This window comes from Streptomyces sp. NPDC048291 (assembly GCF_043201715.1).
Classification (GTDB): Bacteria; Actinomycetota; Actinomycetes; order Streptomycetales; family Streptomycetaceae; genus Streptomyces.
In genome coordinates this window covers 60338-76936 of the sequence record NZ_JBICZC010000026.1, presented here as the reverse complement: position 1 = coordinate 76936, position 16599 = coordinate 60338, and the positions used below count along the sequence as shown (strand labels likewise).

The following is a 16599-nucleotide window of genomic DNA, read 5'->3' as shown; positions in this document are numbered from 1 at the left end:
ATGGCACAGCACCACAGGCCACAGCCTTCAGGGGGAGGAACGATGGCGGACAGCTTCGGACCGATGCGGGACGGTGATGCCGACGGCGGCGTCGTCGGCATGGGCCCGGACACGGGCGGTACTCCACGCAAGGAACCGATCAGAGTCCTTGTCGTCGACGACCATGCCCTCTTCCGCCGCGGCCTGGAGATCGTGCTCGCCGCCGAGGAGGACATCCAGGTCGTCGGGGAGGCGGGCGACGGCGCGGAGGCCGTCGACAAGGCCGCCGACCTGCTGCCCGACATCGTGCTGATGGACGTCCGGATGCCCAAGCGCGGCGGTATCGAGGCCTGCACCTCCATCAAGGAGGTCGCGCCCAGCGCGAAGATCATCATGCTGACGATCAGCGACGAAGAGGCCGATCTCTACGACGCGATCAAGGCGGGCGCGACCGGATACCTCCTCAAGGAGATCTCCACCGACGAGGTGGCCACCGCCATTCGCGCGGTGGCCGACGGACAGTCGCAGATCAGCCCGTCCATGGCGTCGAAACTCCTCACCGAGTTCAAGTCGATGATCCAGCGCACCGACGAGCGCCGGCTGGTGCCGGCGCCGCGGCTGACCGACCGTGAACTCGAAGTGCTCAAGCTGGTCGCCACGGGGATGAACAACCGCGATATCGCGAAGGAGTTGTTCATCTCCGAGAACACCGTGAAGAACCATGTGCGCAACATCCTGGAGAAGCTGCAGCTGCACTCCAGGATGGAGGCGGTGGTCTACGCGATGCGGGAGAAGATCCTCGAGATCCGCTGAGGCCGCCGGTGTGGGCACCGGCATGGGCACCGGCGCCGGAACCGGTCAGCGCAGCGCGGCGATCAGGGCGCGGGTCACTTCCTTGAGGAGCGGCTCGCGCAGCTCGGGGGCGTCCACGCGCTCCACCCGCACCGTCGTGCAGTCCACCCAGCTCGCCGCCTCGATCAGCGCCTCCGCCACCGCCGGGACCGCCTTCGGGCCGTCCAGCGTGACCTGGCGGGCCACCAGGATGCCGCCCGCCTCGCGCGCGGGGTCCACCCGGCCCACGAGCCGGCCGCCGGCCAGCACCGGCATCGCGTAGTAGCCGTGCACCCGCTTCGGCTTCGGGACGTAGGCCTCCAGGCGGTGGGTGAAGCCGAAGATCCGCTCCGTGCGCGCCCGGTCCCAGATCAGCGAGTCGAACGGGGAGAGCAGCGTCGTACGGTGCCGGCCGCGCGGGGGTGCGGCCAGGGCCGCCGGGTCCGCCCAGGCGGGCTTCCCCCAGCCCTCGACCTCCACCGGGACCAGACCGGAGTCGGCGATCACCGCGTCGACCTGCTCGCCCTTGAGGCGGTGGTAGTCGGCGATGTCCGCGCGCGTGCCGACGCCCAGCGACTGCCCGGCCAGCCGGACCAGGCGGCGCAGGCACTCGGTGTCGTCCAGCTCGTCGTGGAGCAGCTCACCCGGGACCGCGCGCTCGGCCAGGTCGTACACCCGCTTCCAGCCGCGCCGCTCGACGCACACCACCTCGCCGTACATCAGCGCGCGCTCCACGGCGACCTTGGTGCCGGACCAGTCCCACCACTCGCTGGTCTTCTTCGCGCCGCCCAGCTCCGTCGCGGTCAGCGGGCCTTCGCCGCGCAGCTGCTTGATGACCTGGTCGTAGACGCCGTCGGGGAGATCGTGGTTCCAGTGCGGGCGGCCACGGTAGGCGCGGCGGCGGAAGGCGAAGTGCGGCCACTCCTCGATGGGGAGGATGCAGGCCGCGTGCGACCAGTACTCGAAGGCGTGCGGTCGTGCCGGAGACGCGCCCGGAGATCCTGCCTGCCAGTAGGCCTCCTCGACCGCCCGGCGGCCGACGCGGCCGAGGCGGGCGTACGGGATCAGCTCGTGGGAACGGGCGAGGACCGAGATGGTGTCGAGCTGGACCGCGCCGAGGTGGCGGAGCACGCCCCGGACGCCGGAGCGGCGGTCGGGGGCACCGAGGAAGCCCTGTGCCTTCAGCGCGATTCGGCGGGCCTCGTCCGCCGAGAGGGCGGCGGCAGGGCGCGGGAGGGTCGTCATGGGTCGGACGATAGAGGGTGGCACTGACAGCCCGGCACGAGCTGGGGTTTCAGCCCTGCGAGGGGGCCGGCAGGTAGGGCGCCGCGGAGGGCAGGCCCAGGTCCGAGGGGAGCAGGGAGCCGATCCAGCAGTCGCGTCGTACGCCCTTGTTGTTGAGGGAGGAGCGCAGGGTGCCCTCGACGGTGAAGCCGGCGCGTTCCGCGACCGCGCGGGAGGCGTGGTTGCCGACCTCGGCACGCCATTCGACCCGGTCGATCGCCATCCGTGTGAACGCCCAGCGGGCGGCGGCGAGGGTGGCCTCGACGGTGTAGCCGTGGCCGCGGTGCTCCTTGGCGGTCCAGAAACCCACCTCGGCCGTCCCCAGCGAACGCATGGTCAGGGCGAGCATCCCGGCCAGCCCGCCCGTCGGCAGGAAGACGCCGAAGGTGAACATCGAGCCCTCCGACCAGCCGTCGGGGACCATCTGCTCCGTGAAGCTCCGGGCGTGCTCGGCGAGGTAGGGCGAGGGAATCGTCGTCCAGCGCTGGATGTCGGGATCCTGGACGGCCGCGTACACCGCGTCGGTGTCCTGCGGGCCGACCGCGCGCAGCAGCAGACGAGGGGTGGTGAGCGTGACGGGTTCCATCGGCTGATTCTGCTCGCCCCGGCGTCCGGTACGCCATCGATTTCGCTCTCCGTGAGCGAGTGATCACTTTTCGCGCAATTCCTCGCTCCGGCGCGGCACTATCCGCCTGCCCCGGCCGTTGTCCCGGATGAAGCGCGAAACGGGCTCGCAGGGCCCTCAGGAAAGCGGCGGACGGTCGTCGGCCCGACAGGCCTCCCGGCGTGGCCGGGTCCTCGCATACGATGGCCGTTGCTCAGTAAGTCAAATGGAAACCGACCGTCCCAGGCCCGACCGGCAAGGAGACAAACCCCCGTGTCCGTCCTCTCGAAGATCATGCGTGCAGGCGAAGGCAAGATCCTGCGCAAGCTGCACCGCATCGCGGACCAGGTCAACTCCATCGAAGAGGACTTCGTCGACCTCTCCGACGCCGAGCTGCGGGCCCTCACCGATGAGTACAAGCAGCGTTACGCCGACGGCGAGAGCCTCGACGACCTGCTCCCCGAGGCCTTCGCCACCGTCCGCGAGGCCGCCAAGCGCGCCCTCGGCCAGCGCCACTACGACGTGCAGATCATGGGCGGCGCGGCCCTCCACCTGGGCTACGTGGCCGAGATGAAGACCGGTGAGGGCAAGACCCTCGTCGGCACCCTGCCCGCGTACCTCAACGCGCTGGCGGGCAAGGGCGTCCACCTCATCACGGTCAACGACTACCTGGCCGAGCGCGACTCCGAGATGATGGGCCGCGTCCACAAGTTCCTGGGCCTCGAGGTCGGCTGCATCCTCGCCAACATGACCCCGGCCCAGCGTCGCGAGCAGTACGCGGCCGACATCACGTACGGGACGAACAACGAGTTCGGTTTCGACTACCTCCGCGACAACATGGCGTGGGCCCAGGACGAGCTCGTCCAGCGCGGCCACAACTTCGCCATCGTCGACGAGGTCGACTCCATCCTGGTCGACGAGGCACGTACGCCGCTGATCATCTCCGGCCCGGCCGACCAGGCCACCAAGTGGTACGGCGACTTCGCCAAGCTGGTCCTGCGCCTGAAGAAGGGCGAGGCCGGCAACCCGCTCAAGGGCCAGGAGGAGACCGGCGACTACGACGTCGACGAGAAGAAGCGCACCGTCGCCATCCACGAGTCCGGTGTCTCCAAGGTCGAGGACTGGCTGGGCATCGACAACCTCTACGAGTCGGTGAACACGCCTCTGGTGGGCTACCTGAACAACGCCATCAAGGCGAAGGAGCTCTTCAAGAAGGACAAGGACTACGTCGTCATGGACGGCGAAGTCATGATCGTCGACGAGCACACCGGCCGTATCCTCGCCGGCCGCCGCTACAACGAGGGCATGCACCAGGCGATCGAGGCGAAGGAAGGGGTGGACATCAAGGACGAGAACCAGACGCTCGCCACGATCACCCTGCAGAACTTCTTCCGCCTCTACAAGCGCCACGACCACAACGGCAAGGAACAGCCCGGCCTGTCCGGCATGACCGGTACGGCCATGACCGAGGCCGCCGAGTTCCACCAGATCTACAAGCTCGGCGTGGTCCCGATCCCGACGAACCGGCCGATGGTCCGCAAGGACCAGTCGGACCTGATCTACCGCACCGAGATCGCCAAGTTCGAGGCGGTCGTCGACGACATCGCGGAGAAGCACGAGAAGGGCCAGCCGATCCTGGTCGGCACGACCTCCGTCGAGAAGTCGGAGTACCTCTCGCAGCAGCTCTCCAAGCGCGGCATCCAGCACGAGGTGCTCAACGCCAAGCACCACGAGCGCGAGGCCTCGATCGTCGCCCAGGCCGGCCGCAAGGGCGCCGTCACGGTGGCCACCAACATGGCCGGCCGTGGTACGGACATCAAGCTCGGCGGCAACCCCGAGGACCTCGCCGAGGCGGAGCTGCGCCAGCGCGGCCTCGACCCCGAGGAGCACATCGAGGAGTGGGCGCAGGCGCTGCCCGCCGCCCTGGAGAAGGCCGAGCAGGCGGTCAAGGCGGAGTTCGAGGAGGTCAAGGACCTCGGCGGGCTCTACGTCCTCGGTACCGAGCGGCACGAGTCGCGCCGGATCGACAACCAGCTGCGCGGCCGTTCCGGCCGTCAGGGCGACCCCGGTGAGTCCCGCTTCTACCTCTCCCTCGGCGACGACCTGATGCGCCTGTTCAAGGCCCAGATGGTCGAGCGCGTGATGTCCATGGCGAACGTGCCGGACGACGTGCCGATCGAGAACAAGATGGTCACCCGCGCGATCGCGTCCGCGCAGTCGCAGGTCGAGCAGCAGAACTTCGAGACGCGTAAGAACGTCCTGAAGTACGACGAGGTGCTCAACCGCCAGCGCGAGGTCATCTACGGCGAGCGCCGCCGCGTCCTGGAGGGCGAGGACCTGCAGGAGCAGATCCAGCACTTCATGGACGACACGATCGACGCGTACGTCGGCGCGGAGACCGCCGAGGGCTTCCCGGAGGACTGGGACCTCGACCGCCTGTGGGGCGCCTTCAAGCAGCTCTACCCGGTCAAGGTCACCGTCGACGAGCTGGAGGAGGCGGCCGGCGACCGCGCGGGCCTGACCGCCGAGTACATCTCCGAGTCCATCAAGGACGACATCCACGAGCAGTACGAGTCGCGCGAGACGCAGCTCGGCTCCGAGATCATGCGTGAGCTGGAGCGCCGGGTCGTGCTGTCGGTCCTGGACCGCAAGTGGCGCGAGCACCTCTACGAGATGGACTACCTCCAGGAGGGCATCGGCCTGCGCGCGATGGCCCAGAAGGACCCGCTGGTCGAGTACCAGCGCGAGGGCTTCGACATGTTCACCGCCATGATGGACGGCATCAAGGAGGAGTCCGTCGGCTACCTGTTCAACCTGGAAGTCCAGGTCGAGCAGCAGGTCGAGGAGGTCCCGGTCGAGGAGACCGAGACCGCGGAGGGCGTCCAGGACGCGGTGCCGGCCCAGGCGGGTTCCCGTCCCGAGATCCGCGCGAAGGGTCTCGAGGCGCCGCAGCGCCGGGGCATGCACTTCTCGGCGGCCACGGTGGACGGCGAGGGCGGCCTCGTCGAGGGCGACTTCGACTACGACGAGGATGAGCCGGCCCGCTCCGAGGCCGACGGCCTGACCCGCGCCGAGCGCCGCAAGCAGGCGAAGAGCCGCCGGGGCCGCAGGAAGTAACCCCGGCGCCGACGAGCGCTTCGCAAGGGCCGGTCACCCTGGAGAGGGGGGCCGGCCCTTCGGCTTGGGGCGGTCGCGGCGCGCGGCCCGGACCCGCCGGGCCGCGACCGTCAGGCATCGTGCGGTGCGCGTGGGCCGCGGGGGCCGCCCATCTCCACCGCCGTGCAGCGCCAGCGCAGGTCCGCGCCCTGTTCCAGGCGGAAGGCCAGCGCGCGCAGCCGGTCGCCCGCGGCGATGCGGGCGAAGACCTCCAGAGCGCCGGCGCTCGGAACGTAGTAGCCGATGTCGCGGACGACGGGGTCGCTGCCGCGGGTGCGCAGGGGGCCGCGTTCGGCGAGCCGGGCCAGGTCGTCGTAGGCGTGTCCCGCGGTATGCCGGAGCATCCAGTGGACCGGGCGGCGACCGCTCAGGACGGCCAGCAGACGCTCCGCGAAGAGGTCGGTGGGGCGCGGGCCCGGCGGGGCCGCCGGAGGCGTGAGCGGCCGACGGGAGGCGGGGGCGCCCGGGCGGCGGGAGTCGCGGCGGCCGGGCGGGCGGCCGGCCGGGCGGAGCTGGACGGTCCTGGTCATGACCTTGTTCACGGTGGTCCCCGTTCGGTGGGCCCGGCGGATACCGGGCGGTAACTTTCGGTTACGGATCTTGTACGGACGGAGACGGCGGCAGCAAGGCGATGGCGGTCCGTGTCGGGGTCCCGGAATGTTCACCTATCCGAGTGGTCCGGGGTGCCGGAAACCCGTTGGGCGCGCGGCCGTAGGGGGTGAATCGCGGGGCGTCGGGTGGACGCCTCCGGCGTCACCTCCCGGGACCCGAAAGGGGACGCCCGCACGTATCCTGAAGGCCCTCCGGAAGGCGCCAGGCCTTCCGCGGGCGAATGCCGAAGCAGAGTCGACGGTCGACGGCAGAGTCGACGAGTCCGGAAGAGAGCGGCCCAGCCATGCGCGTGTACGTCCCCCTGACCCTCCCCGGGCTCGCCGAGGCGCACAGGACGGGCGAGCTGGGGACCGGTCCCTTCGTCGCCTACGCCGTCACGCCCGCGCTGCGCGAGTGGTACCTCTCCGACGACATAGAGGAACTGGAGTACGCCGCGCTCAACCGGGCCGCGCTGGCCTCCCTGCGGCTGCTGGCCGCCGACCCGGGCGCGATGCGGCGCCGGGTCGTGGTCGCCGTCGACGTGCCCGACGGTACGGCGGCGGCCGACCCCGACCGCGGGCTCGACCCGGCGGCGCTGGGCGAGGTCCGGGTGGCCGGGACGGTGGCGCTGGCCAAGGCGGCCGCGGTGCACGTCGACTCCGACGACGCGGAGCAGGACGTGACGGCGGCGGCCGTCGCCCTGGAGGCGGCGGACGGCGGGGACGACGACGCGCAGTTCGTCGTGGACGGGGCCGAGGACCACGAACTGCTCTGGTACGCCACGCAGGAGATCCCGAACCTGGTGGGGACCGACGGCTGAAGCGGGGCCGACAAGGGGTGACAGGAGCCGACGGGCGCCTGTGACCTGGGGTGATGTACCGGCGGTCTTGATTGTCAGTGGCGGCGGGTAGCGTTTTTGGCATGGGGAAGCACGAAAGCGCACACATTGTCTGGGACTGGAACGGGACGCTGTTCCACGACAACGACGCGATCATCGGGGCGACCAACGCGGCTTCGGCCGAGCTGGGCCTGGCGCCGATCACGCTGGAGCAGTACCGGGCGCTGTACTGCGTGCCGGTGCCGAAGTTCTACGAGCGGCTGATGGGGCGGCTGCCGACGGACGCCGAGTGGGAGGTCATGGACGTGATCTTCCACCGGTACTACGCCGAGCACCGCGCCAGGTGCGCGCTGACCGAGGGGGCGGCCGAGCTGCTGGCCGGGTGGCGTTCGGCGGGGCGCAGCCAGTCGCTGCTGAGCATGTACGTGCATGACGAACTGGTCCCGCTGGTGCGGGGGTTCGGGATCGAGCCGCACTTCGTGCGGGTGGAGGGGCGGGTCGGGCCGTCCGGGGGCAGCAAGGCCGAGCACATGGTGCGGCATCTGCGGCGGCTGGAGGACGTGGCCCCGGGGCGGACCGTGGTGATCGGGGACGCGGCGGACGACGCGGTGGCGGCGCGGGCGGCGGGGGCGCGGGCGGTGCTGTACACCGGGGGGTCGCACGGGAGGGCGAGTCTGGAGGAGGTCGGGGTGCCGGTCGTGGACTCGCTGGCGGAGGCGGTGGAGGAGGCGGAGCGGTTGGTGGCGTGAGCCGGTGCCGGTGCCGGTGCCGGTGCCGGTGCCGGTGCCGGTGGGCTGGGGCCGGGGGGTGGGGACGCTCACCGGCGCTTGCCGGGTGCCGCCGCGCCCACCCGTGCCGCCCTGCGGCACGCCTGCCCGCAGCTGGGTAGCACCCGCACCGGCACCGTCCGTTTTCGGCCACCCCCACCCCTATGTCGGCCAAGCCCGCGCGGCGCCCTGTGCAGAACGTCAAAGTTCCACCCCCTGTTTTGTACACATACGGCTCATGACGGCCCCCCGGTCGGGAGCGATAGCCTTGGTGGCGTGATCAGCGCGATAGTTCGCGGGGGCATCGGTGCCCCTGCCCTGCGCCCGGTGAGCACGGAACACCTCCGTGACCGGGTGGCGGTCGCTGGTCTTCCCGGGCGGAGGGCGCCGAAGGCGGCCCAGGCAGGAGCGCTGCCGAGAGCAGCATCACACCTGCCGAGCAGCTCAAATATGGCTCAATACCCCCCGCTCGTCTCACCTTGCGGCATAGCGTCGGAGCAGACCGGAGAACCCGGCCGTGGCGTCGAGCCGCAGGGGGAAGAGCCCGTACTTCCTTCTACGTCACGCAATGGCGCGCGACAGGAGCCAGAGGACAATGCAGACCAAGCTGGACGAAGCCAAGGCCGAGCTGCTCGATCGGGCCGCCCGGGTAGCTGAGAACAGCCCGGCCGGGGGGCACCTACCGACTGGGACGACGGGAGAGGCGGACCGGGAGTCCGTCTTCGCGTTCCTCCAGCGCTACTACCTGCACACCGCACCGGAGGACCTGGCCGACCGCGACCCGGTCGACGTCTTCGGCGCGGCCGTCTCGCACTACCGTCTCGCCGAGACCCGCCCGCAGGGCACCGCGAACGTCCGGGTGCACACCCCGAGCGTCGAGGAGAACGGCTGGACCTGCACCCACACGGTGGTGGAGGTCGTCACCGACGACATGCCCTTCCTCGTGGACTCGGTCACCAACGAGCTGACCCGGCAGGGCCGCGGGATCCACGTCGTCATCCACCCGCAGATCGCCGTCCGCCGCGATCTCACGGGCAAGCTGATCGAGGTGCTGCCCACCCCGGCCGTGGGCGAGGAACTGCCGCACGACGCGTACACCGAGTCCTGGATCCACGTCGAGATCGACCGCGAGACCGACCGCTCCGACCTCAAGCAGATCACCGCCGACCTGCTGCGCGTGCTCTCCGACGTCCGTGAGGCCGTCGAGGACTGGGAGAAGATGCGGGAGGCGGCCGTCCGCGTCGCCGAGGAGCTCGGCGAGGAGCCGGTCCCCGCCGACCTGCCGCGCCCCGAGGTCGAGGAGGCCCGCGAGCTGCTGCGCTGGCTGGCCGACGACCACTTCACCTTCCTCGGCTTCCGCGAGTACCAGCTGCGCGACGACGACTCGCTGGCCGCCGTACCCGGCACCGGCCTGGGCATCCTGCGCTCCGACCCGCAGCACTCCGGCGAGGAGGGCCACCCGGTCAGCCCCTCCTTCGAGCGGCTCCCGGCCGACGCGCGCGCCAAGGCCCGTGAGCACAAGCTCCTCGTCCTGACCAAGGCGAACAGCCGGGCGACCGTGCACCGGCCGTCGTACCTGGACTACGTCGGCGTCAAGAAGTTCGACGCGGACGGCAACGTGGTGGGCGAGCGGCGCTTCCTCGGCCTGTTCTCGTCCGCCGCCTACACCGAGTCGGTGCGCCGGGTGCCGGTGATCCGCCGCAAGGTCGACGCCGTGCTGGAGCGGGCGGGCTTCTCGCCCAACAGCCACGACGGCCGCGACCTGATGCAGATCATGGAGACCTACCCGCGCGACGACATGTTCCAGACCCCGGTCCCGGAGCTGGAGTCGATCGTCACGAGCGTGCTCTACCTCCAGGAGCGCCGCCGGCTGCGGCTGTACCTGCGCCAGGACGAGTACGGCCGCTACTACTCGGCCCTCGTCTACCTCCCGCGCGACCGCTACACCACCGGCGTCCGGCTGCGGATCATCGACATCCTGAAGGAGGAGCTCGGCGGCATCAGCGTCGACTTCACGGCCTGGAACACCGAGTCGATCCTCTCCCGGCTGCACTTCGTCGTGCGCGTCCCGCAGGGCACCGAGCTGCCCGAGCTGTCCGACGCCGACAAGGACCGCATCGAGGCCCGCCTGGTGGAGGCGGCCCGCTCCTGGGCCGACGCGTTCGCCGAGGCGCTCAACGCCGAGTGCGGCGAGGAGCGCGCGGCCGAGCTGCAGCGCCGCTACACCAACTCCTTCCCCGAGGGCTACAAGGCCGACCACACCCCGCGCGCGGCGGTCGCCGACCTGGTCCACCTGGAGCGCCTCACCGACGAGCCGGGCAACGACTTCGCGCTCAGCCTCTACGAGCCGGTGGGCGCCGCTCCCGGCGAGCGCCGCTTCAAGATCTACCGCAAGGGTGCGGCGATCTCCCTGTCGGCCGTGCTGCCGGTGCTGAACCGGCTGGGCGTCGAGGTGATCGACGAGCGGCCGTACGAACTGCGCTGCTCGGACCGGACGACCGCGTGGATCTACGACTTCGGGCTGCGCATGCCGAAGGTGTCCGGCGGCGGCAACGGCGACTACCTCGGCGACGACGGCCGGGAGCGTTTCCAGGACGCGTTCGCGGCGACCTGGACCGGTCTCGCGGAGAACGACGGCTTCAACGCGCTGGTACTGAGCGCCGGGCTGACCTGGCGGCAGGCGATGGTGCTGCGGGCGTACGCGAAGTACCTGCGGCAGGCCGGTTCCACGTTCAGCCAGGACTACATGGAGACCACCCTCCGCAACAACGTCCACACCACCCGGCTGCTCGTCTCCCTGTTCGAGGCGCGGATGTCGCCGGACCGGCAGAAGGCCGGTCTGGAGATCACCGACGCGCTCCTGGAGGAGCTGGACGCCGCCCTCGACCAGGTGGCGAGTCTCGACGAGGACCGCATCCTGCGTTCCTTCCTGACCGTCATCAAGGCGACGCTGCGCACCAACTTCTTCCAGGAGACGGCCGAGGGCAAGCCGCACTCCTACGTCTCCATGAAGTTCGACCCGCAGGCCATCCCGGACCTCCCGGCGCCCCGCCCGGCGTTCGAGATCTGGGTGTACTCGCCGCGGGTCGAAGGCGTGCACCTGCGCTTCGGCAAGGTCGCGCGCGGCGGTCTGCGCTGGTCCGACCGGCGTGAGGACTTCCGTACCGAGATCCTCGGCCTGGTCAAGGCGCAGATGGTGAAGAACACCGTCATCGTGCCGGTCGGCGCCAAGGGCGGCTTCGTCGCCAAGCAGCTGCCCGACCCGGGCGTGGACCGGGACGCGTGGCTCGCCGAGGGCATCGCCAGCTACAAGACGTTCATCTCGGCGCTGCTCGACATCACCGACAACATGGTGGCCGGCGACGTCGTGCCCCCGCTGGACGTGGTCCGGCACGACGAGGACGACACCTACCTGGTGGTCGCGGCCGACAAGGGCACGGCGACGTTCTCCGACATCGCCAACGAGGTCGCCGGCAGCTACAACTTCTGGCTCGGCGACGCCTTCGCCTCCGGCGGCTCCGCGGGCTACGACCACAAGGGCATGGGCATCACCGCCCGCGGCGCCTGGGAGTCCGTGAAGCGGCACTTCCGGGAGCTGGGCGTCGACACCCAGACCGAGGACTTCACGGTCGTCGGCATCGGGGACATGTCCGGTGACGTGTTCGGCAACGGCATGCTGCTCAGCGAGCACATCCGCCTGGTCGCCGCCTTCGACCACCGGCACATCTTCATCGACCCGAACCCGGACGCGGCCACCTCCTACGCCGAGCGCCGCCGCCTGTTCGACCTGCCCCGCTCCAGCTGGGGCGACTACAACACCGACCTGCTCTCGCAGGGCGGCGGGATCTTCCCGCGCAGCGCCAAGGCCATCCCGGTCAACGGCCACATCCGCGAGGTCCTCGGCATCGAGGAGAAGGTCGCCAAGCTGACCCCGGCCGACCTGATGAAGGCGATCCTCGGGGCACCGGTCGACCTGCTGTGGAACGGCGGCATCGGCACCTACGTCAAGGCGTCGACCGAGTCCAACGCGGACGTCGGCGACAAGGCCAACGACGCCATCCGCGTCGACGGCGCCGACCTGCGCGTCAAGGTCGTCGGCGAGGGCGGCAACCTGGGCCTGACCCAGCTGGGCCGGATCGAGTTCGCCCGCCAGGGCGGCAAGATCAACACCGACGCCATCGACAACAGCGCCGGCGTGGACACCTCCGACCACGAGGTGAACATCAAGATCCTGCTCAACGGCGTGGTCGCGGACGGCGACATGACGGTCAAGCAGCGCAACAAGCTGCTCGCCGAGATGACCGACGAGGTCGGCGCCCTGGTGCTGCGCAACAACTACGCGCAGAACGTGGCGATCGCCAACGCGCTCGCCCAGTCCGGGGACATGCTCCACGCCCAGCAGCGCTTCCTGCGCCACCTGGTCAGGGAGGGCCACCTCGACCGGGCGCTGGAGTTCCTGCCCACCGACCGGCAGATCCGTGAGCGCATCGGCACTGGCCAGGGCCTGACCGGCCCGGAGACGGCCGTCCTGCTGGCGTACACGAAGATCACGGTCGCCGACGAGCTGCTGGCCACCTCGCTGCCGGACGACCCGTACCTGAGCAGCCTGCTGCACGCGTACTTCCCGACGGCCCTGCGCGAGCGGTTCGCCGCCGCGCTCGCCACCCACCCGCTGCGCCGCGAGATCACCACCACGGTCCTGGTCAACGACACCGTCAACACCGGTGGCACGACCTACCTGCACCGGCTGCGCGAGGAGACCGGGGCCTCCCTGGAGGAGATCGTCCGGGCGCAGACCGCGGCCCGTGCGATCTTCCGCTCGGCCCCGGTGTGGGACGCGGTCGAGGAGCTGGACAACAAGGTCGACGCGGCCGTCCTGACCCGGATCCGGCTGCACTCGCGCCGCCTGGTGGAGCGCGGCACCCGCTGGCTGCTGAACAACCGGCCGCAGCCGCTCCAGCTCCTGGAGACCGTCGACTTCTTCTCCGAGCGGGTCGAGCAGGTCTGGCAGCAGCTGCCGAAGCTGCTGCGCGGCGCCGACCTGGAGTGGTACCAGCACGTGTACGACGAGCTGTCCGGCGCCGGCGTGCCGGCCGAGGTCGCGACCCGCGTGGCCGGCTTCTCCTCCGCCTTCCCGGCGCTGGACATCGTCTCGGTGGCCGACCGCACGGGCAAGGAGCCGCTGGACGTCGCCGAGGTCTACTACGACCTCGCCGACCGGCTCGGCGTCACCCAGCTGATGGACCGCATCATCGAGCTCCCGCGGGCCGACCGCTGGCAGTCGATGGCCCGCGCCTCCATCCGCGAGGACCTGTACGCGGCCCACGCGATGCTCACCGCCGACGTGCTCGCCGCGGGCAACGGCACGTCGACGCCCGAGCAGCGCTACCAGGCGTGGGAGCAGAAGAACACCGCGATCCTGGGCCGGGCCCGCACCACCCTGGAGGAGATCCGCAGCTCGGACTCCTTCGACCTGGCCAACCTCTCGGTGGCCATGCGGACGATGCGGACGCTGCTGCGCACGCACTCGTAGCCGTACGACAGAAGAGGCGCCCCGGACCGGTAACGGTCCGGGGCGCCTCTTCTTCTCTACTGCCGAAAGACCGCGTCAGGAAGGCTGGGCGACCTTCGGGGCGCCGGCCTGCGCCGGGGGCGTGGCCTTCGGCTTCGGCTTGGGCTTCGCCTTCGTCTTGTCGGACTTGTCGCCGGTGAAGGCCTCGTACTCGGCGAGGACGTCCTCGGTCGGGCCGTCCATGCGCAGCACGCCGCGCTCCAGCCACAGCACCCGCTCGCAGGTGTCGCGGATGGACTTGTTGTTGTGGCTGACCAGGAAGACCGTGCCCGCGTGCTGGCGCAGTTCGCGGATGCGCTCCTCGGACCGCATGCGGAAGGACGCGTCACCGGTGGCCAGGGCCTCGTCGATGAGGAGGACGTCGTGGTCCTTGGCGGCGGCGATGGAGAAGCGGAGCCGGGCGCCCATGCCGGAGGAGTAGGTGCGCATCGGCAGGGTGATGAAGTCGCCCTTCTCGTTGATGCCGGAGAAGTCGACGATGTCCTGGTAGCGCTCCTTGATCTCCTCGCGGGACATGCCCATGGCGAGTCCGCCGAGGTAGACGTTCTTCTCGCCGGTCAGGTCGCCCATCAGGGCCGCGTTGACGCCGAGGAGGGAGGGCTGGCCGTCGGTGTAGATGGCGCCGTTCTCCACCGGGAGCAGGCCGGCGACCGCCTTGAGCAGGGTCGACTTGCCGGAGCCGTTGGTGCCGATCAGGCCGATCGCCTCGCCCTTGTAGGCGACGAAGGAGACGTTCTTGACCGCGTGCACCTTGCGGACGCCCGCCGCGTTCTCGGCCCTCTTCTTGCCGCGCAGCATGCGGTTGAGGGCGGCGGTGGCGGAGCCGCGTCCGGCGCCGGTGCCGTTGACCCGGTAGACGATGTCGACGCCGTCGCAGACGACGGTGGGGATGTCGCTCACGATGCGGGGCTCACGGTCGACGGGGGTCTCGTCCATGCCGGGGGTGTCGTTCACGGGGGTGTCGTTCACGTTCTCAGCCACGGCCGTACGTCTCCTCAGCCTTCCAGAAGTAGATGAACCCGCCGACGCCGACGACCAGGGCCCAGCCGGTCGCGATGATCCACACGTGGGCCGGCAGCTGGCTGGCGTGGAAGCTGTCGATCAGGGAGTAGCGCATCAGGTCGATGTAGACGGCGGCCGGGTTGGCCTTGAGCACCGGGTTGACCCAGTCCGGCAGACCGTGGTGGTTCTTGGTCAGCTTGTCGATGTTCCACATGACGCCGGAGATGTACATCCAGGTGCGGAGCACGAACGGCATCAGCTGGGAGATGTCAGGGGTCTTGGCGCCCCATCGGGCCATGATCAGCGACATGCCGGTGTTGAAGGTGAACTGCAGGATCAGTGCCGGGATCGCCAGCAGCCAGGAGGCGGCCACCGGCACGCCGAAGCAGAGCAGGATGACGACCAGGGCGCACATGGAGAACAGCAGCTGCTGGAGCTGCTGGAGACAGAAGGAGATGGGCAGCGCGGCCCGCGGGAAGTGCAGGGCGCGCACGAGACCGAGGTTGCCGGCGATCGCGCGGGTGCCGGTCATGATCGAGCTCGACGTGAACGTCCAGATGAACACGCCCGTGACCAGGAAGGGGATGTAGTCCGGTACGCCCTTCTTGGTGCCCAGCAGGATGCCGAAGATGAAGTAGTACACCGCGGCGTTCAGCAGCGGGGTCATGATCTGCCAGACCTGGCCGAGCTTCGCCTGGGCGTACTGGGCGGTGAGCTTGGCGGTGGCGAAGGCGACGATGAAGTGCCGTCGGGCCCACAGCTGGCGGACGTACTGGGGCAGGGAGGGGCGGGCGCCGCTGACCGAGAGACCGTGCCGGGCGGCGAGTGCCGCGAGGTCGTCCTCGGCCGTGACCGGGGCCGGGGGCGGTGTGTGGAGAACCTGGGTCACATCCGCTGCTTTCACTCGGAGGGTGGGGGTGCGGCGTCCGGCGGGGGCCGGGCCCGTACATCCGGCGTTCGCTTACGCTTCTCTTCACGTTTTCTTACGTCGGGACGGGACCGTATCGTCGCAACGGGAGCGTAGGCCGAGTTGGCGTCGGAACGCAACCGTTTCGTCGTCACGGAAGGATGTGTGCCGTAACACTTTCGAGGTCGGGGCGCGACCGATTCGTTGTGGTGTGTTGCGGTCACGTGTTCGGTACGGCGATGAGCTGGGGCGTGTTCAGCGCGACCGTGTCGTGACCGCGTGGCGACCGTGCCGCGACCGGGTTGCGGCGTTCGGGTGGCGGCTCGGTGTCGGTGAGTCGTCGGAACGCAACCGTTTCGTCGTTACGCCCCTATGCTGGGAGACATGACGACGAACGCCGAGGAGTCCCAGACGCGTCCGCGCCGACGAGCCCCCGCCGGGGCGGCCGTCCTCCGCGAGGACGTGACCGAGGCCATCCGGGCCGCCGTCTTCGAGGAGCTCGCGGCGGTCGGGTATGCCCGGATGTCCATCGAGGGCATCGCGCGCCGGGCCGGCGTCGGCAAGACCGCCGTCTACCGCCGCTGGCGCTCCAAGCTGCACCTGGTCCTCGACGTCGTCTCGGCCCTCGCCGTGATGGGCCTGCCGGTGCCCGACACCGGCTCCCTCGAGGGCGACCTGCGGCTGCTGTACGAGGTCACGTCCCGTGCGCTGCGCCATCCGGTCGCCTCGCAGATCATCCCGGACCTGCAGGCCGAGGCCGCGCGCAACCCCGACATCGCCGAGGCCATGCAGAAGACGCTGCGCGAGGGCCAGGAGGGCGTCGCCAGCAAGATCATCGAGGCGGCGCAGCGACGCGGTGAGCTCGCCGAGGGCCTCGACGACGACCTGGCCATGGACCTGATCTCCGGGCCGCTGTACTGGCGCTCGGTGGTGATCCGCACCCCGAAGCTGCCGAAGGGGTACCTGGCGGCGCTGGCCCGCGGGACCACGGAGGCCCTCAAGGCGCTGTAACCACTCGGACGTGGATGTCACAGGCGCGGCGGCCGTCTCGTCGTAGAGGGCACAGAC

At 70.2% G+C, this 16599-nt stretch carries 11 protein-coding genes; 6 read left to right on the top strand and 5 right to left on the bottom strand.

Translation table 11 applies throughout. From position 1 onward, the window contains the following. Positions 1-42: 42 nt before the first annotated feature. Positions 43-792: a response regulator gene (locus tag ACGF5O_RS47130; protein ID WP_393816124.1), complete on the top strand. Its 750-nt coding sequence runs from the start codon at positions 43-45 to the stop codon at positions 790-792. A 45-nt stretch (positions 793-837) separates the two neighbouring features. On the opposite strand, the gene ACGF5O_RS47125 is transcribed toward ACGF5O_RS47130, so the two are convergent. Further along, entirely contained in the window at positions 838-2055 is a 1218-nt protein-coding gene (locus ACGF5O_RS47125) for a winged helix-turn-helix domain-containing protein (RefSeq protein WP_393816123.1), read from the bottom strand. A 49-nt stretch (positions 2056-2104) separates the two neighbouring features. Continuing rightward, positions 2105-2680 (bottom strand): GNAT family N-acetyltransferase, encoded by a 576-nt coding sequence (locus ACGF5O_RS47120; protein ID WP_393816122.1) that lies wholly within the window; start codon positions 2678-2680, stop codon positions 2105-2107. A gap of 291 nt (positions 2681-2971) precedes the next feature. Here ACGF5O_RS47120 and secA point away from each other — a divergent pair, with 291 nt between their 5' ends. Then, complete coding sequence (secA, locus tag ACGF5O_RS47115) at positions 2972-5815, top strand: preprotein translocase subunit SecA (RefSeq protein WP_393816121.1); 2844 nt, start codon at positions 2972-2974, stop codon at positions 5813-5815. Positions 5816-5925: 110 nt separating this feature from the next. On the opposite strand, the gene ACGF5O_RS47110 is transcribed toward secA, so the two are convergent. Continuing rightward, a complete protein-coding gene (locus ACGF5O_RS47110) occupies positions 5926-6396 on the bottom strand; it encodes an Rv3235 family protein (protein WP_393816120.1) in 471 nt (156 codons plus the stop codon). Between the two features lie 353 nt (positions 6397-6749). On the opposite strand from ACGF5O_RS47110, the gene ACGF5O_RS47105 reads away from it, so the two are divergent. From ACGF5O_RS47105 to ACGF5O_RS47095, 3 genes are all read left to right on the top strand, one after another. Beyond that, positions 6750-7265, top strand: a complete 516-nt coding sequence (locus ACGF5O_RS47105) for a DUF6912 family protein (protein WP_393816119.1) — start codon at positions 6750-6752, stop codon at positions 7263-7265. A gap of 101 nt (positions 7266-7366) precedes the next feature. After that, positions 7367-8032: an HAD family hydrolase gene (locus ACGF5O_RS47100; protein ID WP_393816118.1), complete on the top strand. Its 666-nt coding sequence runs from the start codon at positions 7367-7369 to the stop codon at positions 8030-8032. Positions 8033-8645: 613 nt separating this feature from the next. Next, positions 8646-13583, top strand: a complete 4938-nt coding sequence (locus tag ACGF5O_RS47095) for an NAD-glutamate dehydrogenase (protein ID WP_393816117.1) — start codon at positions 8646-8648, stop codon at positions 13581-13583. A gap of 75 nt (positions 13584-13658) precedes the next feature. On the opposite strand, the gene ACGF5O_RS47090 is transcribed toward ACGF5O_RS47095, so the two are convergent. After that, on the bottom strand, positions 13659-14558 hold the full coding sequence (locus ACGF5O_RS47090; RefSeq protein ID WP_393816136.1) for an ABC transporter ATP-binding protein: 900 nt from the start codon (positions 14556-14558) through the stop codon (positions 13659-13661). Between the two features lie 37 nt (positions 14559-14595). Further along, positions 14596-15513 (bottom strand): ABC transporter permease, encoded by a 918-nt coding sequence (locus ACGF5O_RS47085; RefSeq protein ID WP_393816116.1) that lies wholly within the window; start codon positions 15511-15513, stop codon positions 14596-14598. Between the two features lie 390 nt (positions 15514-15903). Here ACGF5O_RS47085 and ACGF5O_RS47080 point away from each other — a divergent pair, with 390 nt between their 5' ends. Beyond that, positions 15904-16542 (top strand): TetR/AcrR family transcriptional regulator, encoded by a 639-nt coding sequence (locus tag ACGF5O_RS47080; protein WP_362586094.1) that lies wholly within the window; start codon positions 15904-15906, stop codon positions 16540-16542. The last annotated feature ends 57 nt before the right edge of the window (positions 16543-16599 follow it).